Origin of the sequence: Thiocystis violacea (genome assembly GCF_016583575.1) — a bacterium.
GTDB lineage: Bacteria > Pseudomonadota > Gammaproteobacteria > Chromatiales > Chromatiaceae > Thiocystis > Thiocystis violacea.
In genome coordinates this window covers 1-25,140 of the sequence record NZ_NRRG01000013.1, presented here as the reverse complement: position 1 = coordinate 25,140, position 25,140 = coordinate 1, and the positions used below count along the sequence as shown (strand labels likewise).

17 protein-coding genes are annotated in these 25,140 nt (G+C 64.1%); 15 read left to right on the top strand and 2 right to left on the bottom strand.

The genetic code is table 11. The features are described 5' to 3' along the window. Positions 1-3: 3 nt before the first annotated feature. The 8 genes from CKO27_RS08740 to CKO27_RS08710 all read left to right on the top strand — a co-directional run bounded on the left by CKO27_RS08740 (position 4) and on the right by CKO27_RS08710 (position 11,951). Complete coding sequence (locus CKO27_RS08740; protein ID WP_200374500.1) at positions 4-204, top strand: cation transporter; 201 nt, start codon at positions 4-6, stop codon at positions 202-204. Between the two features lie 20 nt (positions 205-224). Continuing rightward, complete coding sequence (locus CKO27_RS08735) at positions 225-2,045, top strand: autotransporter assembly complex protein TamA (RefSeq protein ID WP_200374499.1); 1,821 nt, start codon at positions 225-227, stop codon at positions 2,043-2,045. Then, positions 2,042-6,085: a translocation/assembly module TamB domain-containing protein gene (locus CKO27_RS24490; RefSeq protein ID WP_242470806.1), complete on the top strand. Its 4,044-nt coding sequence runs from the start codon at positions 2,042-2,044 to the stop codon at positions 6,083-6,085. The genes CKO27_RS08735 and CKO27_RS24490 overlap by 4 nt, the downstream gene beginning before the upstream one ends. Continuing rightward, on the top strand, positions 6,042-7,010 hold the full coding sequence (locus CKO27_RS08730; RefSeq protein WP_476718497.1) for a lysophospholipid acyltransferase family protein: 969 nt from the start codon (positions 6,042-6,044) through the stop codon (positions 7,008-7,010). The genes CKO27_RS24490 and CKO27_RS08730 overlap by 44 nt, the downstream gene beginning before the upstream one ends. Continuing rightward, on the top strand, positions 7,007-7,984 hold the full coding sequence (locus CKO27_RS08725) for a lysylphosphatidylglycerol synthase transmembrane domain-containing protein (RefSeq protein ID WP_200374497.1): 978 nt from the start codon (positions 7,007-7,009) through the stop codon (positions 7,982-7,984). Before CKO27_RS08730 ends, CKO27_RS08725 begins: the two co-directional genes overlap by 4 nt. Positions 7,985-8,165: 181 nt before the next feature. Next, positions 8,166-9,239 carry a Fe(3+) ABC transporter substrate-binding protein gene (locus tag CKO27_RS08720; protein WP_200374496.1) on the top strand — a complete coding sequence of 358 codons (1,074 nt, stop codon included), beginning with the start codon at positions 8,166-8,168 and terminating at the stop codon, positions 9,237-9,239. Positions 9,240-9,241: 2 nt separating this feature from the next. Further along, the gene (locus CKO27_RS08715) at positions 9,242-10,921 is read left to right on the top strand and encodes an ABC transporter permease (protein ID WP_200374558.1); all 1,680 of its coding nucleotides are present in this window, start codon (positions 9,242-9,244) and stop codon (positions 10,919-10,921) included. After that, positions 10,905-11,951, top strand: coding sequence for an ABC transporter ATP-binding protein (locus tag CKO27_RS08710; RefSeq protein ID WP_200374495.1), 1,047 nt, complete (start codon positions 10,905-10,907; stop codon positions 11,949-11,951). The genes CKO27_RS08715 and CKO27_RS08710 overlap by 17 nt, the downstream gene beginning before the upstream one ends. Before the next feature lie 105 nt (positions 11,952-12,056). Here the strand turns inward: CKO27_RS08710 and CKO27_RS08705 are convergent, their stop codons facing one another. Both CKO27_RS08705 and CKO27_RS08700 read right to left on the bottom strand, forming a co-directional pair. Further along, a complete protein-coding gene (locus CKO27_RS08705; RefSeq protein WP_200374494.1) occupies positions 12,057-12,632 on the bottom strand; it encodes a pilus assembly protein in 576 nt (191 codons plus the stop codon). A gap of 211 nt (positions 12,633-12,843) precedes the next feature. Then, positions 12,844-14,457, bottom strand: a complete 1,614-nt coding sequence (locus tag CKO27_RS08700) for an RNA-binding domain-containing protein (protein WP_200374493.1) — start codon at positions 14,455-14,457, stop codon at positions 12,844-12,846. A 205-nt stretch (positions 14,458-14,662) separates the two neighbouring features. Between CKO27_RS08700 and CKO27_RS08695 the strand changes: the two genes are divergently transcribed. The 7 genes from CKO27_RS08695 to CKO27_RS08670 all read left to right on the top strand — a co-directional run. Next, on the top strand, positions 14,663-15,157 hold the full coding sequence (locus CKO27_RS08695) for a PH domain-containing protein (RefSeq protein ID WP_200374492.1): 495 nt from the start codon (positions 14,663-14,665) through the stop codon (positions 15,155-15,157). Positions 15,158-15,162: 5 nt separating this feature from the next. Further along, the gene (locus CKO27_RS08690) at positions 15,163-15,462 is read left to right on the top strand and encodes a hypothetical protein (protein ID WP_200374491.1); all 300 of its coding nucleotides are present in this window, start codon (positions 15,163-15,165) and stop codon (positions 15,460-15,462) included. Beyond that, positions 15,462-16,208: a M48 family metallopeptidase gene (locus tag CKO27_RS08685; RefSeq protein WP_200374490.1), complete on the top strand. Its 747-nt coding sequence runs from the start codon at positions 15,462-15,464 to the stop codon at positions 16,206-16,208. Before CKO27_RS08690 ends, CKO27_RS08685 begins: the two co-directional genes overlap by 1 nt. Before the next feature lie 454 nt (positions 16,209-16,662). Further along, positions 16,663-17,103 carry a hypothetical protein gene (locus CKO27_RS08680; RefSeq protein WP_200374489.1) on the top strand — a complete coding sequence of 147 codons (441 nt, stop codon included), beginning with the start codon at positions 16,663-16,665 and terminating at the stop codon, positions 17,101-17,103. A gap of 124 nt (positions 17,104-17,227) precedes the next feature. Continuing rightward, positions 17,228-17,386: a PEP-CTERM sorting domain-containing protein gene (locus CKO27_RS25460; protein WP_476718498.1), complete on the top strand. Its 159-nt coding sequence runs from the start codon at positions 17,228-17,230 to the stop codon at positions 17,384-17,386. A gap of 159 nt (positions 17,387-17,545) precedes the next feature. Then, positions 17,546-18,310 (top strand): PKD domain-containing protein, encoded by a 765-nt coding sequence (locus CKO27_RS08675; RefSeq protein ID WP_200374488.1) that lies wholly within the window; start codon positions 17,546-17,548, stop codon positions 18,308-18,310. A 38-nt stretch (positions 18,311-18,348) separates the two neighbouring features. Then, a partial coding sequence (locus CKO27_RS08670; protein WP_200374487.1) for an NHL domain-containing protein occupies positions 18,349-25,140 on the top strand: 6,792 nt, incomplete at its 3' end.

Genomic DNA, 25,140 nt, shown 5'->3' with positions numbered 1-25,140 from the left:
GGCGTGAGTATCGAACTGAGAATCTCGGGCATGAGCTGTCAGCACTGCGCGCGCGCGGTCAAGGAGGCGCTCGCGGCCGTCGTGGGCGCGGGCGAGATCGAGGTGGACCTGGCTTCCGGGATCGCGCGGGTGGATGGCGTGGCCGATCGGGACGCGCTCGTCGCGGCGGTGACAGGCGCCGGTTACGGCGTCGAGCCGGTTTAAGGCGCTCTCCCTGTCCGCTTATGGGTTCCCCGACGACCCGGAAGCCAACTGGGGTGTTCGCCAGGAGGGCGCGCGCGTCGCGCGTTCTAGCCGCCCTTGTCCTGGTCGGGCAGCTCGCGGTCGCCGCCCCGGCGCTCGCGCTCAAGCTGGAGGTGCGGGTAGAAGGGCTCAAGGGCGCGCAGGAGGCGAATGTCCTGGCCCTGCTCGGCATCCACCGGGAGCGCGATGACGCCGAGTTGACCGCGGCGCGGCTGGAGGCGCTGCACCGGGCGGCCCCCGAACAGATTCGGGAGGCGCTGGCGCCCTTCGGACTCTACCGCGTCAACATCGAGGACCATCTGGAGCGACCGCCAGGCGACGAGGGCAAATGGTCCGCGCGTTATCGGGTCGAGCCGGGCGAGCCGGTCAAGATCCTCAGTGTCGACTACCAGGTGAGCGGCGAGGGCGCCACCAATCCCGCCTTTCCCAAGATCTTTCCGATGAAGCCCGGCGATGTGCTCCTGCACTCCGCCTATGAAAAGGCCAAATCCGATATCCGCTACGCGGCGACCTCGGAGGGCTACCTGGACTACCAACTGACGCGCCATCAGGTTCTGATCGATCCGGACGCCTACGCGGCGCATGTCCTCTTCCATCTGGATACCGGACCCGAGTACCGCATCGGCGCCGTCAGCTTCAAGCAGGACTTGCTCGACGAGGATCTCCTGGGACGCTATGTCACCTTCAAGCCCGGCGACGTCTATGACCCGGACGTGCTGCTGGGTCTGCAGGGCCGTCTGCTCGGCAGCGAATACTACGGAGAGGTGGAGATCGTGCCGCTGAAGGACCAGGCCGGCCCCAACCACGAGGTGCCGATCGAAATCGTGGCCGAGCGCAACAAGGCCAACAAGTACCGCGTCGGATTGGGCTATGCGACTGACGTCGGACCACGACTGACCCTGGATTACCGTCGGCGCTACCTGACCCGCCACGGTCACAAGCTGCGCACCGAGCTGAGTCTGGCGCCCGCGCTCTCGCAATGGGAGCTGGACTACCGCATCCCCATCCAGGATCCAACCCGCGACTACATCATCATCAAGCCGCGTTCGAGCCACTATGACACCGCGACCCGCACGGGCTGGATCCAGAGTCTCCAGGTCGCCCACTCGACCCTGACGGCACGCGGCTGGCGTCGCAACATCGGTATCGACTACGGATACGAGGATCTGTACGTCAATGACGTCCAGATGGGGGCGATGAACGAGCTGGTTCCCAACATCTCCTGGTCCAAGACGGTCTCGGACGATCCCGTCAACACCAGTGACGGCTATCGGCTCAAATACACTGTCATGGGCGCCATGGATGGGGTGATCTCCCAGGAGTCCTATCTCAGTGGCCTGGTGCAGTTCAAATGGGTCCGCCGTTTCGCGACCGATTACCGTTTCATCACACGTACCGACCTGGGGGCGACCTGGGCCGATAGCCTGGACGCCCTGCCCGCGAGCCGACGCTTCTATGCCGGGGGCGATGGCTCCATTCGTGGCTGGGGCTTCGATGCCCTGGGTCCGAATGATCCCATCACCAACGAGACGGTCGGCGGTCGCTATCTGGCCGTCGGCAGCCTGGAACTGGAGCGCCGCATCAAGGGCCCCTGGAGTGCCGCCGTTTTCGGCGATTTCGGTAACGCCTTCGATCCGGACTACGAGCAGGAACTGGCCCAGAGCGTCGGACTGGGACTGCGCTGGGCCTCGCCGATCGGGCAGGTCCGTTTCGATGTCGCCTTCGCCCTCTCCAAGGACCAGGGCGATTACGATGGGCTGCCGCCCGCCCGATTGCACATCGTGATCGGCCCCGACCTATGAGCGAGGAGCAGGCGAACCCGCCGGTCGAGACGCCAGAGTCCGCGCCCCTGTCGGCGGAACAACCCGAGCCGACCGCGCGCGTCGCGCGCGGCTGGCGTCCCTTGCGCTGGGTGGCGATCGTCCTGCTCTCCCTGATCCTGGTCGTCCTGGGTGGCTTGGGAGTGGTGTTTGGAACCCAGGGCGGATTGCGCGCCGGCATCGAACTCGCCGAGCGGCTGGCGCCGGGGATGCTGAGCGTCGGTCGCGCCGATGGCCGGGTGCTGGGTTCGCTGCATCTGGAGGATGTCGCGGTCAAGCTGCCGACGCTGGAGCTGCGGCTGGGCGCCTTGGATCTCGACTGGTCGCCCGCAACGCTCTTCTCCGGCCTGGTGCGGATCAATCGGCTGGCGGTCCGGGATCTGGACGTGGCGCTGGCGCCAACGCCGGAGGAGGATCCGGAACCCCTGGCCTTGCCGACGATCGTCGTGCCTCTGCGTTTCGAGATCAGCGAGGCCCAGCTCGATCAGCTGAGGATCCATCAGATGGGATCCGAGTCGCCTGGTTTCGTGCTGGAACAGGCCGCCCTGTCCGTCCAATTGGAGGGCAGTGAACTGCGCCTGGAGAGCCTCGCGGCACGGCTTCGCCACCCCGCGCTCAGCCTGAGGGCACAGGGTCGCGCGGGTCTGGTCGGTCACTATCCTCACGGTCTCGATCTCGATTGGGAGCTGAATCTGCCGCCCGACGCGCGTTTGACCGGCGAGGGTCGGCTCAGCGGCGACCTGCGACGCATGGATCTGGAGCATCGCCTGCTGGGCTCGGTGGAGGCGGATCTGGAGGCCCGGATCCTGAATGTGCTCGACCGGCCGAGCTGGGATGGCCGGATCCAGGTCCGACGGGTCGATCTCCCGGCTTTTCAGGCGGACTTGCCCCAGGTCGAGACCAGCGCCCGGCTTGAGACGCGCGGCGATCTGGATGAGGCGACCCTGGCCGGTACGCTCGATGCCAAGGCCCCGAATCTGCCCGATTTCGGCCATCTTGGCCTCAAGCTGGATCTGCTGTGGAAGGAACGCCGGCTCGCCATTCGCGACCTGGAGATGACCGAGCAGGTCTCCGAGGCCGACCTGCGTCTCAAGGGCGAACTGGATCTGGCCGCCACGCCCGGTCGCTTCGATCTGGAGGGCGACTGGAAACGTCTGCGCTGGCCGCTGAGCGGTGAACTTCTGGCCCAGTCGCCGCAAGGCTCGCTCAAGGCGTCGGGTGACTTCGAGGACTTCGTCTACCGTCTGTCCGCCGAGGCGCTTGGCCCCAGCTTCCCGAGCGCCAGGGTCGATCTGCGAGGAAAGGGCACGGCCAGCGGCACGCGGCTGGAGTCGCTCGCCCTCGACACCCTGGATGGGCGCGTGGAAGGCGAGGGGGATCTCACCTGGGCACCCGCCTTGGCCTGGGATCTGACCCTGCGCGGCAAGGATCTGAATCCAGGTGTCTTCGTCAAGGGGCTGGACGACCGGCTGGTTCTGGACCTCAAGTCCAAGGGCAATCTGGACGGTTTCGATTACGACCTGGCCGCGACCAGCTCCGGTTCCGGTCTGCCGCCCGCCAGTCTGGCCCTGGCTGGCCAGGGCGACCTTAAGCGCGCGGAGCTGGAGCGTCTGCGTCTCGACATCCTGGACGGACGGATCGAGGGCCGGGCGACTCTGGACCTGGCTCCCAAGTTGGGCTGGGAGGCCACGCTGGCGATCACCGGGATCGATCCCGGCGCCTATGCGCCCGAGTGGCCGGGGCGCATCGACGGACGGCTGACGAGCCAGGGCTTTCTGGAGGAGGCCGGGCCGACGCTGACGGCGGTCATCGAGGATCTCAAGGGCACCCTGCGCGGTTATCCGATCGCCGCCACCGGCAAGTTCCTGATGCAAGGCCAGACCGCCCGGATCGAGGGTCTGACCGCCGCCTCCGGACCCAGTCAGGCGCGGGTCGAGGGTCAGGTCGCCGAAACCCTGGATCTGCGGTTCGACCTGGAGTCGCCCGACCTGGCCAGTCTGCTGCCCAAGGCCAGGGGGCGTCTCACGGCCAAGGGGCAGGTCCAGGGGGCGTCCGCCTCGCCCAAGATCAAGCTCGATTTCGAGGCCAGGGATGTCGCCTTCGAGGAGAACGGGATCGCGGAGCTGGCCGGTACGGCGGATCTGGATCTGGCCACGAATGGCCGTTTCTCGGCGCGGCTGGACGGCAAGACCCTGGCCGCCGGTGCCATGCGCTGGGAACAGGTGGAACTGCGTGGCGAGGGCGTCATGGCCGATCACCAGCTCTCGGCCTCCCTGAGCGGCGAGCCGCTCTCGATCAAGCTCGCCGCCTCCGGCGGACTCCGGGAGGGTGGCGGCTATGCCGGTCGGCTGGCGACCCTGAATATCGGTTCCAAGGATCTCGGCGACTGGTCCTTGCAGCGTCCCGCTTCGTTGAGCCTGGAGGGAGCGCGCCTCGCCGCCGGTCCGCTCTGTCTGCGCCAGACCCAGGGCTCGGGTGGCTGCCTGGAGTTCGACCAGACCAAGGCCGGACAGTGGAACGCCGTCGTGGATCTGGACCGGCTCGACTTCGCGCTGCTCAAGGGATTCCTGCCCGAGAACCTGACCGCCGAGGGCGCGGGTCGGGTCAAGGGTCGCTTCCGCGCCGAGGGCGCCACCCTGACCGGCACGGCCTCGGTCGAGATCCCGCAAGGCCGGATCTGGCTCGACACCGGCAGGAAGGCGAGGGAGGAACTGGATTTCTCCAGTACGCGCCTGACGCTGGAGACGGGTGCCAATGGCCTGTCCGCCCGGCTTGGCCTTCCGCTCAAGGATCTGGGACGGGTTGATGGCGATCTGAATCTTCCCGGCTGGAATCTCAAGGCCCCCGCCAGCCCGAATCAGACCCTGCGCGGCGGTCTGCGGGCCGATCTCAAGAATCTCTCGCGGGTGTCGACCCTGGTGCCCGACATCTCGGGCCTGACCGGAGGCATTGACAGCGATCTCAACCTGGTTGGAACACTGGGGCGGCCGGGTGTCACGGGCCAGCTTCGGGTGCGGGACGTGAATTTTCAGGTGCCCCTGATCGCTCTCGGGGTCAAGAATCTGAACCTCACCGCCGAGGCGCCCGCGCTCGGTCGCTTCGACATTCGCGGCCAGGCCGAGGTTGGGGGTGGCACGCTGGATCTGACCGGCGCCAGCCGTCTCGATGCCGACGGCCAGCACGTCCAGTTGCGTATCGAGGGCGACAAGCTCAAGGTCGCCAATACCAAGGAATATTTCGCCCTGGTGTCGCCCCGCGTCGATATCGAGCTGGGGTCCGAGGGAGCCGTCGTGCGCGGCGAGATCCGCGTCCCGGAGGCGCGTATCCGGCCTAAATCCGTCCCGGCGGGGACCGTCTCGCCGTCGAGCGACGTGGTGCTCAGGGAGACGGACCCGAAAGCGGCGTTTCCGCTCCTGATCGACATGCGCCTGGTGCTCGGCGACGAGGTCACGATCGACGCCTTCGGGGTGCGTGGACGTCTGTCCGGGAGCCTGGCGGTCTTGCAGTCCCCCGGAAAGGAGATGCTGGGCGACGGTCAGTTGCAAATCACGGACGGCGAGTATCGGCTCACCGGGGGCCTGGGTATCGCCGCCGAGTTGGGTGCCCCGCTCACCATCACCCAGGGTCGCCTGATCTATGCCAAGAGCCCGATCGGCAACCCCGGTCTGCTGCTCCAGGCCGAGCGCGAGGGTGGCGACACGGCGGCCGGGGTGCGTTTGGTCGGCACCCTGCGCAATCCCAAGATGACCTTCTTTTCCGAAAACGACCCCGGCATGACCCAGGCCGACATCACCAAGTACCTCATGACGGGCATCCCACCCTCGGCCAATGATAAGACGGATCAGGCCGGGCTCGCCGTCGGTACCTACATCGCCCCCAAGATCTACATGGAATATGAAAGCGGGCTCGGGGACGAGGCCAACAAGATCAAGCTGCGGTACGACCTCTCCAAGCATATCGAGTTGCAAACCGAGACCGGTGAAAGTCAAGGTGCGGACGTCTTCCTCAAGTTCGAAAACTGAGCGACCCCTCTGGTACCCAGGTTTCTGGCCCAGTTGGCTGGCCGTGGGTCTGGTCCAGGCGCTGGGTCGACTGCCCTTTCCGCTGCTTTGGGCGCTCGGTTCGCTGCTGGGCCGGGCTGGTTATCTGCTCGCCGGTTCACGTCGGGCGGTCGCCCGGCGTAACCTGGAGATCTGTCTTCCCAAGGCCAGTCGATTCAGCCGCGAACGGCTGTTGCTGGCCCATTTCGGCTGGCTCGGGGTCGCCGCGCTCTGCCAGGGCGTCGGTTGGGGCGCCTCGCGCGAACGGCTCGCTCGCCTGGTGCGGATTCGCGATCGCGAGCGCATCGACGCCCTGATCGCCGAGGGACGGCCGGTCATCGTGCTGGTGCCGCACTTCGTCGGGCTTGAGCTGGGCGGCGCGGCCTTTACCGCCCTGGTGCATTCCGGTGTCTACATGTACCAGAAGATTCGCGATCCGATCGTGGATCGTCAGGTGCGCCAGGCACGTCGGCGGTTCGGTGGGATCTCGGTCGAGCGCCAGGACGATCTGCGTGGTCTGATCCGCGAGATGAAACAGGGCACCCCTTTTTTCTATCTGCCCGATCAGGATGGCGGCCGGCGCGGTCTCTTCGTGCCCTTTTGCGGGATTCCGGCCTCCACCATCCCCATGCTCGGACGTTTCGCGGGCCTGGCGGGGGCGGTCGTGATTCCCACCTTCGCCCGCTTCCTGCCCTGGGGGCGTGGCTTGGAACTCGTCTTCGCCCCACCGCTGGCGGATTTTCCGAGCGGCGATCCGGCGGCGGATACGGCACGCATGAACCGGGTCATCGAGGAGCGTCTCCAGACCATGCCGGAACAGTATTTCTGGGTCCATCGGCGCTTCAAGACCCGTCCGCCCGGCGAGCCGTCGATCTATCCACCCAAGCGGAAGCGTCGTAAAAAATGAATCGGGCCGGAGGTGAATCGGGCCAGAACGGCGGCCCGAGGCTCGGTCGCCCGCGCGACTGGATCCTGGGCGGCTCGCTGCTGCTGGCGCTCATCGTCGCGGTGCAAATAAGCGTCGGTTGGGGGCCGCTGCTCGCGCCTTGGCGCGACCTCTCGCCCTGGCTGCTTGCCTGGCTGTTCCTGCTGACAGCCTTGAGCTATGCGTTGCGCGCGGTTCGGGTCAGCGACTATTTCCGCCCCCGCTTCGACGGTCAGTTCCCGGTCATGCTGCGCCTGACCATCCTGCACAACACGGCCAATAATTTGATGCCCATGCGTAGCGGCGAGCTGGTCTTTCCCTGGCTGATGCGGCGCTATTTCGGACATGGATTCCTGGACGCCGCCGCCGCGCTGCTCTGGATCCGGCTGCTGGATCTGCATTTCCTCGCCCTGATCGGCCTCCTCATCCTCTATCTCAGCCATCCCTCCTGGCTCTGGTGGCTGGCGGCGGCGCTCTGGCTCGCGGGCCTGGGGACGCTGGCGATCCTCGGCGCGATGGGGCAGGGCGCATGGCTGGCCGGAGAGGGACGGATCCGCTCGATCGCGCGCCGTCTGCTCCTGGCCGCCCCGCGCGATCCCCGGCGGATCGCGCGCGTCTATGGCTGGACGATCCTCATCTGGAGCCTCAAGTTCGCGGCCTTCACCAGCCTGCTCAAGTTCTTCCTGCCGACCGACATTTGGCGCCTCCTCGCCGGCGTCATGGGCGCCGAGCTGTCCAGCGTCCTGCCCTTCCACGGCATCGCCGGCAGCGGCAGTTACGAACTGGCCGCCGTCGCGGCGCTGGTGCCGCTCGGCGTCGATGCCAAACTCGCCCTGGCCGGCGCGGTCAATCTGCATCTCTTCCTGCTCGGCAGTACCCTCATCCTCGGCGCGCTGGCGTTTCTGCTGCCGAACAAGGCCGTCGAATCGGTCGGCGGGGGTTCTGGGCCAGGGTAGGTAGATCCCCTGGCTCGATTCTCCATCGCTTCGGAAAGCCTCGGTCGTTGACGATCGGGCCATCCGTGATTCTTGCCAACACAAACCATTCGCATTAAGCTGATATCCGATCCTAATGCTCGGATGGCCGCTCGGCGGCGTCCTGGTTTTTCGTGGACCCGATTCCCCCGATCATTCCGCCATGAGGAGCACGCCCTTGTCCGTTTCGCAACCGTCCAGCCCGTTCGTCCTCGCCCTCTCCGCCGCTCTGGCCCTGACCCTGTCCTGGCCCGCCGGCGCCGCGAAGCCGGAGGAAGGCGAGGTCAATCTCTACTCCGCGCGCAAGGAGGAACTGATCAAGCCGCTTCTCGATCGTTTCACCGACCGGACGGGTATCCGGGTGAATCTGGTGACCGGCAACGCGGAGGCCCTGTTGCAACGTCTCCAGAGCGAGGGAATCAACAGCCCGGCCGACCTCTTGATCACGGTGGATGCCGGCAATCTGCATCGCGCCAAGGAGGCGGGGGTGACCCAGGCGCTGTCGTCGGAGGCCATGGCCGGCGTGTCGGAGTCCTATCGCGATCCCGAGGGGCATTGGGTGGGGCTGTCGCTGCGGGCGCGGCCGATTCTCTATGCCAGGGATCGGGTCGAGCCCGGCCAGCTCTCGACCTACGAGGATCTGGCCGATCCACGCTGGAAGGGCCGGATCTGCATCCGCTCCTCGGACAACCTCTACAACCAGTCGATGGTCGCCTCCATGATCGCCGCCGATGGCGTCGAGTCGGCCGAGCGCTGGACCAGCGGGCTGGTCGCCAACCTGGCCCGTCCGCCCCAGGGTGGCGACCGGGATCAGATCAAGGCGGCGGCCCTGGGTCAGTGCGACCTGGCGATCGCCAATACCTATTATCTGGCCGGGATGCTGGACTCCGAGGATCCGGCCGAGCGGGATCCGGCGCGCGCCATGGGCGTATTCTGGCCGAATCAGGAAGGGCAGGGCGATGGACGCGGGGTCCATGTCAATGTCAGCGGCGTGGCGCTGACCAAAGCGGCCCGGCATCCGGCCGAGGCGATCAGACTGATCGCCTTCCTGCTCGCGCCCGAGTCGCAGGCTTGGTACGCCGAGGCCAATGGCGAGTATCCGGTGCGCGAGGGCATCGATATCAGTCCGACCCTGGCAGGCTGGGGTGACTTCAAGGCGGACACCCTGAACCTGGGCCGGCTCGGCGAACTGAACGGCGAGGCCGTTCGCGTCATGGATCGCGCCGGGTGGAAATAGCCCTGAGCGGCGCGCCGGCCGAGACCGGGCGGCGCGTCGCCATCCCGCTCGGCGGCCCTGGCCCGCGTCTGCTGATCGGCGGGCTCGCCCTGCTGCTGTCGCTGCCGGTTCTGGTGGTGCTGGGTTCCCTGCTGGCACCGGACGCGGAGGCGTGGCGTCACCTGGCGGCAACCGTGCTGCCGGACTATGTTGCCAATTCGCTCCTGCTCATGCTCGGAGTCGGACTGGGTACGCTGGTCATCGGGGTCGGCGCGGCCTGGCTCACGACCATGTGCCGGTTTCCTGGACGTCGGCTGTTCGAGTGGGCCTTGCTGCTGCCGATGGCGATGCCAGCCTATATCATCGCCTATACCTATACCGGCCTGCTGGACTTCGCCGGTCCGGTCCAGACCACGCTGCGCGCCTGGACCGGCTGGGGTCACGGGGACTATTGGTTTCCGACCATCCGTTCGCTGCCGGGCGCGGTGCTCATGCTGACGCTGGTGCTCTATCCCTATGTCTATCTGCTCACCCGCGCGGCCTTTCTGAGTCAGTCGCTCGCCGTGCTCGAGGTCAGCCGAACCCTTGGTAATGGGGCTTGGCGGACCTTCCTCAGGGTCGCTTTGCCGCTGGCGCGACCGGCCATTGTCGCGGGTCTGACGCTGGCGCTGATGGAAACCCTGGCCGATTATGGCGCGGTGCAGTATTTCGGCGTCTCGACCTTCACGACCGGTATCTTTCGCACCTGGCTGGGGCTCGGCAATCCGGTCGCCGCGGCGCAACTCTCGGCGCTGCTGCTGACCTTCGTGCTGACCCTGATCCTGCTGGAGCGCTGGTCGCGCCGGCAAGCCCGCTACCATCAGGCGGGCCAGCGCCATCAGCCGATTCGCGGTTACCGGCTCAGCGGCTGGCGCGCCCTGGGCGCCTTCGTTTTCTGTCTGGTCCCGCTGCTGCTCGGTTTCCTCCTGCCCGCCGCGCAGCTCGGCGCCTGGTCCCTGAGCGTCGCCGGGACCGGGCTGGACGCCGGATTCATGCGGCTGACGCTCCATAGTGTCGGACTCGCGGCCGGCGCCTCGCTACTGGCCCTGGTGGTCGCGCTCCTCTTCGCTTATGCCCAGCGGCTCGACCCCTCGCGGACGGTCCAGCTTGGCGCGCGCCTGGCCGGCATGGGGTACGCCGTGCCGGGTACCGTGATCGCGATCGGAGTCATGATCCCCTTCGCCTGGCTGGATAACGGTTTCGATGGCTGGATGCGTGCGACCTTCGGGGTGTCCAGCGGACTGCTGCTCAGCGGAACCCTGTTCGCCCTACTGTTCGCCTATCTGGCACGGTTCCTCTCGGTATCGCTCCAGACCCTGGAGTCCGGTCTGACCAGGATCCGTCCGGCGATGGACGAGGCGGCCCGGTCGCTCGGCCTGCGTCCCCATCAGGTGTTGTGGCGCGTCCACGTCCCCATGCTGCGCGGCAGTCTCTTGACGGCCCTGCTCCTGGTCTTCGTCGATGTGATCAAGGAACTGCCGGCGACCCTGGTCCTGCGACCCTTCAACTTCAATACGCTCGCGGTTCGCGCCTATGAGCTGGCCTCCGACGAGCGCCTGGCCGAGGCCGGTCCCGCCGCGCTCGCCATCGTCGCGGCCGGCCTGCTGCCGGTCATTCTTCTCAGTCGATCCATCAGCCGATCACGTCATGTCCATTCAGCTTGAGCTTCGAGATGTTAGCGTCGCCCTCGGCGACCGGACCATCGTGCGCGACATCGATTTCTCGCTCCAGACCGGGAGCATCGCCTGTCTGCTGGGTCCGAGCGGTTGCGGCAAGACGACGCTCCTGCGCGCCATCGCGGGCTTCGAGCCCATCGCCTCGGGAGAGATCCGGCTGCACGGTTCAACGGTGTCCCGGCCCGGTGAAACCCTTCCGCCGGAGCGTCGACACATCGGCATGCTGTTCCAGGACTTCGCGCTCTTTCCGCACCTGAGCGTGGCAGGGAACCTGGGGTTCGGTCTGCGCGACCGGTCCGGTCCGGCGCGCCGGGCGCGGATCGACGAACTGCTGGAGCTGATCGGGCTGCGGGACGCCCAGCATCGCTATCCGCACGAACTCTCGGGCGGCATGCAGCAGCGCGTCGCCCTAGCGCGCGCCATCGCGCCCCGGCCACAAGCGCTACTGCTCGACGAACCCTTCTCCAGCCTGGACCCGGAGCGGCGCGAGCAACTCGCCCGCGAGGTCCGCGAGATGCTCAAGCGCGAGCGGATGACGGCGGTTCTGGTCACGCACGATCAGCTCGAAGCCTTCGCCATGGCCGACGAGATCGGCGTCATGAGTGAGGGGCGGATCCGGCAATGGGGGTCTGGTTTCGATCTCTATCACGAGCCGGCCGATCGTTTCGTCGCCGACTTCATCGGACAGGGCGCGCGGTTGCCCGCGACGGTTATCGATCCGCGGCGGGTCGCGACCGAGTTGGGCGAGATCCAGGGCGCCAAGCCGCACGGACTCGCGCCAGGCCAGGCGGCGGAATTGCTGATCCGCCCCGACGATCTGATGCATGACCCGACGAGTCCGATTCGGGCGGTCATCCTGGAGCGCGACTTTCGCGGCGCGGCCTTTCTCTATCGACTGCGGCTGCCGAGTGGCGCGGAGGTTCTGAGTCTGGCCCCGAGCCACGAGGATCACAACATCGGTGACCGGATCGGGATTCGGCCGGCGATGAGCCATCTGGTGCTCTTCGCCGGCGCGTAGGATGGGCAGAGCGAGAGCGATGCCCATCCTGTACGCTCCGAGGCCCAAGATACAAGGATGGGTAGAACGAAGCGAAACCCATCCTCCAAGCTCAGACCGCGCGCCTCATCCGTCGCGTCGCTCGCCGTCCGATCCATCCCTGGAGTCGCGCCGGTCGGAGTCCGGACGGCGCATGGGTCCCCGTTCGAACGCCTCGCGCTGTTCGGCGCTCAGGATCCCGGAGATCCGCTCGCGGACCAGGGTGGGCGTCAGTTCGGGGTTCTTTCTCTGCTCATCGAAGACCTCCTTGATCCTAGCGGTCTGATCGGTCGTGAGGTCGAGCTTGGCGGTCAGACGTTCTAGGCGGTGATCCTGGCGTTCTTGCATCAGGGCTTCGCGGCGCGTCTTCTGCTCCTCGGTGAGGATGGCGTCGATCTGCTCGCGACTCGCCTGGCGCAGGCGTGCCTGTTCCTTTCGGCTGTTCTCCAGGATGGCGCGCACCTGCTCCTGCTGGGCCTCGGTGAGGTTGAAGTCCTGCGTCATGCGCTCGACGCGGGTTTCGAGATCCATCTGATGACCTGGCCCCCAATGAGTGTCCGGTCGCGCCTGGACCGATGTGGCGCCGAGGAGCGACGCGGACAACAGCAGCCCGAACGCGGTGGCGCGGCGGGTCGTCTTGGTTGTGAAGGCTCGCTCGTTCATGGTGATTTGCTCTCTCCGCGGTTTTTGCATGGATGCGGTTGGCGTCTCGGGATTTCGCCGTTCCTGGGCGACTAGCCGATGGCCACCGGAGGTTTGGGAGCGCATGGGCTCCGACGCTGACCAGGTTAGCGAGTCAAGATGCAGTGGCCGTGCAGCGAAACGGCAAAGACGGTGCAACTCGTGGATGGGGCGGGGGCCGAGTGGCCAACCCTCAGAAGTGACCGCGGATGTACTTGAGCGCCCGGCTGATCGGGAGTTCCATGTTGGATGGACCGCTGCGGATGATGAAGAGCTCGCGTTGCTTGTCGTCGCGCAGGATGACCGGCGCGTCCGAGCGCTCGCACTCCACCGCGCCGATGCGTCGCCCGTCCAGGTCGAGCAGGAAGAAGCGGACCAGTCGGGCGTATTCCGGACCCAGGTGCTGGTTGAGCAGATTCTTGAAGTGGAGCTGGCACTTGTCCTCGTTCTCGAACTTGTCCGCGTCGAGTCCCAGGGTGAGCCCCCGGTCGTCGATGCCCATCAGCAGGATGCCGCCCTCGGTGTTCAGGAAGGCCGCCACGCCCTTGAGCCAGGCCAGCTCGATCTCCTTGCCGGGCGTCTTGGCGTGGAGATTCATCCGCATGGTGGATTTGAACTCCAGGTGCGGACCCTCGCCGGCGGCGATCAGATATCTGAGGTCTGGCTCCGGTTGCCGCCGGTCGATGGTGAGCTTGGGCAGATCACGCAGTTGATGGCTGTATTTGCGCACCACCAGGAGCGCCAGACCCAGGCTGGCGCCCAGGATCCCGAGCGTGGTCATGAGGATGATGTGCCAGCGGCTCTGGAGGATGGCCAGGGTGGCCGAGACCGGCAGGGTGACCGCGATCCAGGCCCCGCTCGGATCCTGGGTCAGGGGCTTGAAGCCGCCCCACCAGTCCTGACCGCCGCTGTGGAAACGCACCAGCGAATCGCTGGTCTGGCCCGCCGCGTTCCAGGCCGCGACGGCATCGAACTGGAGCGGACCGCCAAGTCGGTTCTGCGCCGAGAAGAAGGCGCTGGTGCCGTGGTCGCTGGTCCCGGAGTCCGTGCTCTCGGGCGGCACGAAGACGCCGCCCGCGCCGCTGAAGAGAAAGCCCTGGCCATCGGTTCCGATCTCGAGCCGGTCGATGCCGTCGAGGATGACCTGGAGCGTGACATCCAGCGCCGTGACCCGCTCCTGGCCCTTGTGAGTCCAGGCAATGGCGGCGGTGACGCCGGGCACGCCGAGCGTGGCGAAGACATAGGGCGCGCTCCAGACCAGCCGTTCGGGATGCGCCAGGGCCTCGGTGAACCAGGGCCGCCGACGCGGATCCTGGTCCGTCGTTTCCTCATGGCTGTCCAGCCGCTCCAGATCGCCGTTCCAGCGGGTGACCCGAAGGCGTCCAGGCTCGCCGGGTTCGCGCAACCGCGTCACCCAGCCGTCGCCGTCGCGTCTCAGGAAGTATTCCCGGCCGTCCGCCGTCACGTCGATGACGCCCGCGATCTGGCGCATGTGAGCAAGGGTCGGAATCAGGCGCTGATTCAATGCCGATTCCGCCGATGGATCGAGCGCGGCGCCGCGCAGACCGTCGCGGATGATGAGGAGCTGTTGCTGGACCGGCAGCAGCAGGCCACGCACCTCGTCGCGCACCAGGGCGGTGGCGGAGGCGATCCGGTTGTCGGCCAGGTCGCGCTTGATGTCCTCGATCAGGAGCACGTTGATCATCGCCAGCAGACCGACGGTGAAGGCGACGAGCAGGACAAGGTCGCGCAGCAGCCGGCCGCGAATGGGTCCTGTCGTGAAGGCGAAGGCGGGGTTGGATTTCATCCGCGCGATTATACGGGGCCGCGCCGTCCGGCGGGGAATGTCGGCCCGTCCCTTGGCTTTCTAACCCCCGTCCGGGCTGTTAGTATCCCTCACGGATCCGCGATCGCCGCCAGGCGCGCTTGGAAACGCTGGCTAAGTCACAAGAATTTCAGACAATTTCGGCCGTGCCTCGGCTTTGGTCGACGCCGGTTTCATGGAGTCCCAGATGCCCGAGATCCTCTACGACGCCCACCCATCGCTGCCGCGCATGCGTCCCTTCGGAACCCTGCTGACGCTCCTGCTGATGCTGGGCGGTATTCTGGTCGCGGTGCTCGGTGAACAGGTGCTGCCCCCGCAGATCGCCGCCCAGGTCGGCGCTCAAGTCGACGGCAAGATGGTGCAAATGATCGGGATCGCCCTCTTCGCGCTCTCGACCCTCCAGCTTCTGGTCTGGTGGGTCACGGCGCGCGCCGATCACCTGGAGATCACGCCAGACGAATTGCTCTGGACCCACGGTCTGCTCAGCAAGCAGTACACCGAGATCAGCATGGCCTCGGTGCGCACGGTCCGCGTCTCCCAAACCCTGTTTCAACGGATCATGAACGCCGGGGACGTCACGATTTTCACCGCCGGCGACACCCCCGAACTGGTGGTGCGCGGTCTGCCCGATCCCGGCCAGATCCGCGAACTGGTCAAGGCCAATCCCCAGTCCGGGGCCTGAGCACCGTGGCCTCGGGAAATCGTGGCGACCTCAAGCTGCTGGCGGTGTCCATCCTGGTCGCGGTGCTGCTCCTGGCGGTTTTGCTCCTGGTGTTCCTGCCCGCCGCCACGCCGGTGCTGGCGACCCTGGGCGAGGGGCTGGGGATTCGGGAGTCCGTTCCCTGGGGCTTCGGTCTGAGCGTTGGACTCCTAGTGCTGTTCGCGCTGGTGGCGGGGGACGGTCTGATCGGCGAGCTTCAGTTCATGCTGGGGGGCTTTTTCTCCTTCTTTCTCATTCTGACTCTGCTGATCGCCTGGGTCTTTTGATGTCCGGCGCCTTTCGCGTCCAGTTGCCCGACGGTCGGGCGGTGGACTTCAAGATCCGCCGTTCGGCACGGGCGCGCGCCGTCTGGCTGCGAGTGAATCCACATGAGGGCCTGGTCGTCACCGCGCCCAAGGACATCGGCCTGGAAGCCCTGATGGATCTGGTGCATGGCCGGAGCGACTGGATCGCCAGGCAGTGGCCGGTACTCGATGGGATCCGGAGCCGTCAGGCCAACTCGGTCGGTTCGCGGCCCGACCGATTGGAACTGCGCGCCATCGACGAGTCCTGGACGCTGGAGTACCAGGAGACGGACCACGGCTCGGCGAGCGTCCGGATCCAGTGCGCGGGTCGGCTCCTGGTCAGGGGCGCGCCCGGCGACCCCAAGGTGTGTCGCGCGGCCTTGCGACGCTGGCTGATGTCTCGTGCCAGGGAGGCATTCGCGCCCTGGCTCGAAGAACTCGCGCGCGAGACGGGTCTTAACTACACGCGGCTCAGCGTGCGGACTCAGCGTTCCCGCTGGGGCAGTTGCACCCGTCAGGGCCACATCAGTCTCAACGCCAAGCTGCTGTTCCTGCCGCGTCCACAGGTTCGGTACGTCATGCTCCATGAACTCTGCCATACCCGCGAACTCAACCATTCCCCGGCCTATTGGGCGCTGGTGCGCCAACACGAGCCCGACCTCGAATCGATCCGCCGCCAGATGCGTGACGCCTGGACGCTCATCCCGCACTGGCTGGATGCCTCCTGAATCCCCGCGCTCGCCCTATGGGCGCCCCGCGAGGCCAAGCGGCGAACCGGAGCGGGACGAACCCGGGCGTAATCGGTTGTCGCCATAGCACGACTCCCCTCCCGGCCGCTAGGGATCGACCCGCCGGGTATCACGAGCGCTAACGCGATACTCCGGCGGCGACTGGATCGACGGCGCCCGCCTGGGATTCGCGTCTACTTCGAAAGCCTCACCCTTAGATGACACGGGAAGAAGCATCACTAAAAGCCTGTCCGGTTTCTATTTACGCACTTATTGTGTAATATTTTGGCATCTGGCTTCGGCATCACGTCTGGAACATATCGGGTGAGGTCCGCAGCAAACGATTGTATATCAACATGAATTTGTCTTTTCTGGCTTTAAAGGCAAGCAATGGCGTAATTTTTGCGTTTAAGCATAGCTTTCTTCAATGCTCTCAGCATGCAGCAGGTACTCCATGGACTATTTGTCTCATTTCCTTTCACATGCCTTCCGTTCCCCGTTATCTGCCTCCAGCACTTTTGCAGCCCTACTAGCCATCACGCCGGTAGTTGGGTACGCGACCCTGCTGGATGTGTCGATCGATACGACAGCCTACAACGGAACGTCTGGCTTTCTGGCTTTCGACTTTCTTGATGGAGATGAGCTAGCCAACAACAGCGTTACAGTCAGTGATTTTTACACCGACGGTACGCTGGGAAGCGCAGCGCCCAGTGGATCTGTCAGCGGCTCCGTCTTCTCTCCCGATGCGCTCACGCTGTCCGACGCTGAGTTCTACAACTCCCTGTCACAGCAGATTCGTTTCGGAACCTGGATCAGCTTCACGCTCGATCTCACTCAGCAAGGCCTTGGTAGCCCTGTCCCGGATTCCTTGCTCTTTCTTCTGGCTCGACAATGATCAGATACCTCTCTTTGCGACCACGGACCCCATAGGCACCAATGCCTTGTTCGCCGTCGACATTGATGGAACAGCGACGGGGCGTTTGCAGGTTTTTTCGGCCACTGACACCAACTCCAACACTGTGACATGGAAGGTACAAGCGCCAAGCCCAGTGCCTTTGCCCGGGACAATCTGGCTCTTCGGCTCGGCGTTTCTTGGGGCGCTAGCTGCAGGACGCTGGCGACGCAAGGGGTCGCTATTTGCGGCTTCAGGACTTCAAGAAAAATACGCTGGCTCTTGACGCCTGAATGGCAGATCTGGGCGGTTTCCCTACATGAGTTGGTGACAATAGCGATAACGGGCAAGTTTAGTGATCAGGAGTGGTGATATGGGACGGGTTGCTTGGTCGGTAAAGTGGTTTTGGCTCGCCAGTCTGCTGGCACTGGCGTTGGGTGTGGGAATGGCGAGGACGCTTTCGGTCTCAGCCGCAGCGGTGGCCACGGAGGCGACGACCAATGTCAGCGCGCAGTTGACGGTGAGCTACTCCGGGCTGCGTTTCAACCGCGCGACTCAGACCTACGACACGATTGCCACCCTAACCAATACCTCTTCGGCGTCTCTCCTGGTGCCGATGGAACTGCATATCGCCACCATCAGTGCCAGCGGTGTGACGCTACAGAATGCCACCAGCACCGCTGGCGATGGCCATCCGTTCGTGACCGTTCCCTTGAACAACGGCCGTCTTAGCCCCGGTGCGTCGGTCACCAACGTGATCCTGCGCTTTCGCAATCCCGCGAACCTCAAGTTCAGTTTCACGCACGAGGTCTTCGCGGTACGGCCCAACGCCCGCCCCATCGCCAATGCTGGCGCTGATCGCGCGGTGTCGGTCAGCACCCTGGTCGCCCTCGATGGCATCGCCTCAAGTGACATCGATGGCGATTCTCTGAGCTACGACTGGAGCATCGACAGCCAACCCGCGGGCAGCCAAGCGACCCTGAATGACTCCACCAGTGTTACACCGACGCTGCGTCTCGACGTCCCTGGCGATTACCGCATCGAGCTGGTGGTCAGCGACGGCCAGCTCGTCAGTGATCCCGCCACGGTCAATCTCTCGACCCTGAACGTCGCTCCAGTGTCCAATGCCGGATCCGATCGGACCGGCACTGTCGGCAGCATGCTCAGTCTCGATGGCGGGGACTCCTACGACGATGACGGGATCCGCTGACCTATCTCTGGAGCCTCATCGCCCGCCCGGCGAGCAGCATGGCGAGTCTCAGTGATCCGCACAGTCCCACCCCCTCGCTCACCCTTGATCGCCCAGGCAATTACACCGCCCGGCTCATCGTCAATGACGGGGAACTCGACAGCATTCCCGATCTGGTCATCCTCAGCACACTCAACAGCCGCCCAGTAGCCAATGCCGGTGCCGATCAGGCCATCAGCCTCGGACAGTCCGTCATCTTCGATGGAGGCGAATCGAGCGATGCCGATGGAGACCTGCTCAGTTTCCGCTGGAGCCTGATCAGCCAGCCCCCCGGCAGCACCGCGTTTCTTAGCGATCTGGAACAGGTTCAAACCGGCCTGACCCCGGATCTGGTCGGCGACTATGTCGCCCAGTTGATCGTCAACGACGGCCAGCTTCCAAGTGACCCCGATAGCGCCCTGGTCACTGTTGCCCCGCCGCCGAATGACGCCGTGCGGATCATCTCTACACCGCCTACCAGCGCCACCGTCGGTCAGCCCTACCAGTACGACGTCGAGGCCACCGATACCCTGGGGCGCTCCCTTAGTTACAGCTTGATGGTGGCTCCCGTCGGGATGAATATCGATCCCGCCTCCGGCCTCATCGCCTGGACTCCAACCAGCCCAGATGACGCCAATGTCAGTGTCAACGTCGGCAATGGTGCCGGTAGCCTGGTCACGCAGAGCTTCGTCATTCAGCTCGAAGCGGCCGCGATGGTCGGCGTGCCCACTGTCACCGGTCTGAGCCAAGCCGACGCCACCGCCGCCCTGACGAACGTCGGCCTGGTGCTCGGCAACGTCACCCAAGCCAACAGCGATAGCGTGCCGCTCGGCGCGGTCATCAGTCAGGTTCCCGACAGCGGCGCCAGTGTCCCCGCCCAGACGGCAGTGGATCTCGTGCTTTCGCTCGGCCCGTCGATCGGCGACCTGCCGCCAGATCCCGCCAGCGTGGCGCCAGCGATCGATCCGACCGTGGCCACCACCATCGATGCGAGCACCGAGTTCCTCTACACCGGCAGCAACCCAATCCAAACCGGGGTCGCACCCGGAACAATCGAGGCACAACGCGTCGCGATTCTCCGTGGCAGGGTGCTGGACAAGGAGAATCGTCCCCTTCCGGGTGTCACGATTTCAGTCCTGGATCATCCGGAATTGGGGCAGACGTTGAGCCGGACGGACGGCATGTTCGATTTGGCGGTTAATGGTGGCGGGCTGCTGACCATCAATTATGTGAAAGACAGCTACTTGCAAGTGCAACGGCAGGAGAATGTGCCATGGCAGGACTATGTCGCCATCGACGATGCGGTCATGATTGGCAAGGATCCCGGCGTATCAACGGTCACGTTCAATGACCCCGCTTCCATTCAGGTTGCGCGAGGCAGTGCTGTCACGGATGACAGTGGGGCGAGACGGGCGACACTGGTGATCCCACCCGGAACCACCGCACAAGTCTATAACGCCGACGGCACGACACGCACCGTCAGCGCGCTCCATGTCCGTTTGACGGAATATACCGTGGGTGAAAACGGCCCTGAGTCGATGCCTGCGCCCTTGCCGCCGACGAGCGGTTATACCTATGCGGTGGAGTTAAGCGCCGACGAGGCACCCGTCAAGATCGCGGGCAAGGATGTCCTCTTCAACCAACCGGTCTATCTCTACCTCGAAAATTTCCTCGGTTTCCCGACCGGCATTCAAGTGCCAATCGCCTATTACGATCGCGACAAGGCCGCATGGATCCCTTCACCGGACGGACGCATCATCAAGATTCTGAGCGTCACGGGCGGCCTCGCTGAACTCGACACCAACGGCGATAACGTCGTGGACAATGGTGCTGAGTTAGGGATCACGGAGGCGGAGCGTCAGCAGCTTGCCGGTCTTTATGCCGCTGGGCAAAGCCTGGAGCGTGTTCCCGTCTACCATTTCTCGACCCATGATCCGAACTACGGCATCGGGTGTGGTGAAGGGCAAACCTGTCCGGTAGCACAACCAGATCCCGCCAAGAGCGATGATGGAGGCAAGCTCTGCGGGGGATGTGGTGGGGCTCCGACGACGAGTTTCGGTTCCATCATCGAAAACGAAAACCAGATCCTGGGTGAAAGTATCGGGATCAACGGCACGCCCTTGACTCTCAATTACCGCAGTGACCGTGTGCCGGGTCGCCTGTCGTCTCGACGCGTCGTCATCCCGCTCACGAATGCCACGGTTCCCGCCAACCTGCTGCGTATCGATCTTGAGATAAAAGTCGCCGGACGGACGATCACGCAGCAGAGTTTTGCACCTACACCTGACTTGAGCCACACCTTCGCTTGGGATGGACTGGACGCTTACGGTCGACCTGTCCACGGTACAACGCCCGCCTTGATAAGAATTGGTTACGTGTATCCGGCCTATTACAATTTGCCGCCGAGCATGTCCGCAAGCTTTGGCTCTTCGAGTGGCAAGCCCGTGCCGGGCAATGTCAGAGCCAGGCAAGACCTGACGCAGTGGAATGAACAGACAGTCATTCTCGGGAGCTGGGGCATGGGTTCCCAACCCGTGGGCGGATGGAGTCTCTTGCCGCATCATCGCTATGATCCAGTGGAGCGCGTGCTCTATCTCGGGTCAGGGGAACGTCGCAGTACCAATGACTTCATTGGAAATCAAATCGCGACCCAAGCGGGTACCGGCATCCGAGGATTCAGTGGTGACGGAGGACCGGCCACGTCGGCAAAGATCGATTCACCGTATGGGATCGCCGTCGGACCGGACGGCAGCCTCTATATGTCGGACTCCGTTAATTATCCCCGCATTCGTCGAATCGGACCGGATGGTGTGATCACCACGATTGCTGGAAATGGCACTCGCGGGTATAGCGGCGACGGAGGCGCGGCGACTGCCGCCAAACTTTATCATCCCGCCGGTATTGCGATTGGGCCTGACGGTAGCCTCTACATCGCAGACAGCGAAAACGCTAGCGTCCGCAAAGTCACACCGGACGGGATGATCACCACAGTGGCGGGCAATGGCTCCGGAGGAAGTGGCAGCAATGGCGATGGCGGCCCGGCGATAGCCGTGAGCCTCGGTCGGCCTGTCGGCGTTGCCGTGAGCCCTGACGGCAGCCTCTACATCGCGGACGCCAGCGCTGGTCGCGTTCGCAAGGTGGGACCGGATGGCATCATCACCACGGTGGCCGGCAATGGAGCAGGATATTGGGGCGGTGACGGCGGCCCCGCCACCTCGGCAAGTCTGATGGGACCAAGCGCGATCGCGTTGGGGGCTGATGGCAGCCTCTACATAGCCGAATCATTGGATTCCAGCAATCAATATGTTCGTAGTTTCCGTGTCCGGAAAGTTGGGCCGGATGGGATCATTTCCACGGTCGCCGGGAGCAACAACGCCGGTTATAGCGGTGACGGTGGCCCAGCGGTTTCCGCGTTGCTGAGTTCGCCGAGCGGCCTTGCCATCGGTCGGGACGGCAGTCTTTACATCGCCGATTACGGTAACCAACGCATCCGCCAGATCGGCACGGACGGAATCATCACCACCGTGGCGGGCGTCGGAACGGTCGCATTCAGCGGTGACGCTGGACCGGCTACCCTGGCTGGAGTCAATCCACTCAGTGTTGCCATGGGTCCGAACGGATCAAGCCTTTACGTCGCGGACGCCGGCAACGCCCGTCTCCGGAAAATCGATCCTGGCATGCCTGGGTTTTCGATTAACGACATGGCGGTGACTTCCGATGATGGGGCCGAGATCTATCGCTTCGATTCCACCGGTCGCCATCGGGAGACGCGCAGCACGCTGACCGGTGCAGTGCTATACCAATTCGCCTATACCGCCTCGGGTCAGCTCGCGGCCATCACCGACGCCAACCGTAACGTCACGACCATCGAACGGGATGCCACGAATACGCCAAGAGCGATCCTGGGACCGTTCGGTCAGAGGACGACCTTAACGGTGGATCCCAACGGCTATCTCGCCAGCGTCACCAATCCTGCTGGCGAGGCATATCGCATTGCCTACACAGCCGATGGCTTACTGACCCAATTCATCGATCCCAAAGGCAATCGTTCCACCATGAGCTACGACGCCATGGGCCGACTGCTACGCGATACCAATGCCGTCGGCGGTAGTTTTTCGTTGGCCCGCACGGAGATCAACAGCAGTGCGACGGTCACCCAGGGCCACGAGTCGACGGTCACCTCGGGTCTTGGCCTTGCCAGTACCCATCGGGTGGAGACGCTCACCACCGGGGAGCAACGCCGCACCCATCTTTACCCGGATGGAACCACGACGATCACCCTGAATGGGACCAACGGCGGGGTCCAGACGACCCTGCCCGATGGGACGGCCACCGTGGTTAAGCAGGGACCAGATCCCCGCTTTGGGATGCAATCGCCAGTAATGACGGAAACCAGCCTGAGCACCGGGGGCTTGACCGCCACCAGCACCGCCAGTCGGGCCGTATCGCTGGCGACAGCGGGTGATCCTTTAAGTCTGCTCAGCCTCACCGAAACGAGCACACTCAACGGCCGCCCGGCAATCAGCCACTATGACGCGACGAGCCGAACCTTGACGTCGACGAGTCCTGCCGGACGCTCATCCAGTGCGCGGCTCGATCCACTCGGTCGAGTTGTCGAGGCACAGATGCCGGGGATTGTCCCACTCAACGCGGCCTATGACGCGCAGGGGCGCCTCGCTTCGGTCAGTCAAGGCACCGGGGCGGACGCGCGCGCACTGAGCTATGCCTATGACGCGAACGGCTATCTCGCCAGCGTGACCGATCCGCTCGGGCGCGAGGCGAGTTTCCAGTACGACCTCGCCGGCCGTGTCACCACCCAGACCCTGCCCGACGGGCGGCAGATCCTCTATGGCTACGACGCCTATGGCAATCTGACCTCGCTCACACCGCCTGGACAGCCGGCGCATCGCTTCCGTTACACGGCCATCGATCAGACGGCTGACTATGTACCCCCGGACGTCGGTGCCGGCACTAATGACACCCTCTATACCTACGATCTGGACAAGAAACTGACCTCAGTCGCCCGACCCGATGGTCAGACGGTGGCGATCCACTACGACACGGTTGGGCGGGCGTCTTCCCTGACCTTGCAGCCCGGCAACCAGATCCTCTCCAGCTATGCCTATGAGCCGACCACCGGCAAGCTGATCGGCATCGACGTGCCCGATGGCGGTCTGACCTATAACTATCATGGCGCCCTGCTGACCGGTACCCAATGGACCGGCGTGGTCAGCGGCCGTGTCGGCTATGGCTACGACAACGACTTCCGCGTCACCTCGGTCAGCCTCAACGGGACCGATCCCGTGACCTACGGCTACGATGCGGACAGTCTTCTGACCAAGGCGGGTAATCTGACGCTGACGCGCAATGCGCAGAATGGCCTCCTGACCGGGACCAGTCTGGGTCAAGTCTCCGAAACCTACAGTTACACCGGCTTCGGTGAACTGTCTGCTTATGAAGCCACGTCAGGGGCAAACGCACTTCTGACGCTTGGCTATACCCGGGACAAGCTGGGGCGGATCACCCAGAAGCAGGAGACCCGCAGCATGGCGCTGCACACCTTCGACTACAGCTATGACACCACTGGCCGCCTGATCGAGGTCAAGCACGATGGCGCCCTGCAATCGAGCTACGTCTACGACGACAACGGCAACCGGTTGAGCCGGACGACTCCGACCGGCACTCAGTCGGGAACCTACGACGCCCAGGATCGGCTGCTGACCTACGGCGATGCGAGCTATGACTACACCGCAAACGGCGAGCTGGCGACCAAGACCGAGGGCGGTCAGACCACCCAGTACGCTTACGACGTGCTCGGCAATCTAAAACAGGTCGTCTTGCCCAATGGCACCGTTATCGACTACCTGACCGACGGGCGCAATCGTCGGGTCTGCAAGAAGGTCAACGGCGTCCTGACCCAGGGCTTCCTCTGGCAAGGGCAGCTACAGCCCATCGCCGAGCTGGACGGTAGCGGAAATGTCGTCAGCCGCTTTGTCTATGCGACCGGGGTTAATGTGCCGGATTACATGGTCAAGGGTGGGGTGACTTATCGGATCATCAAGGATCATCTCGGGAGTCCGCGACTGGTCGTGGATGTGACGAACAATACGGTCGCGCAGGAGATGGCTTATGACGAATTCGGAAATGTACTTGTCGATACCAATCCGGGGTTCCAGCCGTTTGGGTTTGCGGGTGGGTTGTATGACCGGGAGACGGGGTTGGTGAGGTTTGGGGCGAGAGATTATAACCCGGACTTAGGGAGATGGTTGGAGAAAGATCCCATATTATTTGGCGGGGAAAATAGCAGTATTTACGTTTATTCGCATAATGATGGGGTCAACTTTGTTGATTCTTCTGGCCTTAAAGAAGAGATTGGGCCAGCTACGGGTGGAAATTGTATTTCATATGCATGGCATGGCGGAATGGGGGATAAGGATAGCTTGATCGATATTATCGATAACACCTTGACCGATTGGATACAAGTCACCCATGGGTGGGATAACTCGATTTGGGATGAGATAAACGGTTCTTTACACTTACCAAATAACTGGAACATTATGCCAGGCGATCTCGTAGTGTATTTTGACAAAAAGGGAAATCCCATGCACACTGGAATTGTTCATGATACGGGTGATGATCCGCACGGATCTCATTCAATAATAGATAGCAAATGGGGGTTTGGCCCGAATGGCACTAAGATAAGTCTCTCGATTTTTAAAAACAAACAGTTACAACCGCTGATGCGGTTTGCGGAATCGGTGTCCTCAGCGCTGTTTCTTCGGGTGGCCATGGTTACGGACCTCTTCCTGTGC

Coding starts and splice junctions, on each gene's coding strand:
- CKO27_RS08735 (WP_200374499.1), top strand. CDS start 225: ATGGGTTCCCCGACGACCCGGAAGCCAACTGGGGTGTTCGCCAGGAGG.
- CKO27_RS24490 (WP_242470806.1), top strand. CDS start 2,042: ATGAGCGAGGAGCAGGCGAACCCGCCGGTCGAGACGCCAGAGTCCGCG.
- CKO27_RS08725 (WP_200374497.1), top strand. CDS start 7,007: ATGAATCGGGCCGGAGGTGAATCGGGCCAGAACGGCGGCCCGAGGCTC.
- CKO27_RS08720 (WP_200374496.1), top strand. CDS start 8,166: ATGAGGAGCACGCCCTTGTCCGTTTCGCAACCGTCCAGCCCGTTCGTC.
- CKO27_RS08710 (WP_200374495.1), top strand. CDS start 10,905: ATGTCCATTCAGCTTGAGCTTCGAGATGTTAGCGTCGCCCTCGGCGAC.
- CKO27_RS08705 (WP_200374494.1), bottom strand. CDS start 12,632: ATGAACGAGCGAGCCTTCACAACCAAGACGACCCGCCGCGCCACCGCG.
- CKO27_RS08700 (WP_200374493.1), bottom strand. CDS start 14,457: ATGAAATCCAACCCCGCCTTCGCCTTCACGACAGGACCCATTCGCGGC.
- CKO27_RS08695 (WP_200374492.1), top strand. CDS start 14,663: ATGCCCGAGATCCTCTACGACGCCCACCCATCGCTGCCGCGCATGCGT.
- CKO27_RS08685 (WP_200374490.1), top strand. CDS start 15,462: ATGTCCGGCGCCTTTCGCGTCCAGTTGCCCGACGGTCGGGCGGTGGAC.
- CKO27_RS08680 (WP_200374489.1), top strand. CDS start 16,663: ATGGACTATTTGTCTCATTTCCTTTCACATGCCTTCCGTTCCCCGTTA.
- CKO27_RS08675 (WP_200374488.1), top strand. CDS start 17,546: ATGGCGAGGACGCTTTCGGTCTCAGCCGCAGCGGTGGCCACGGAGGCG.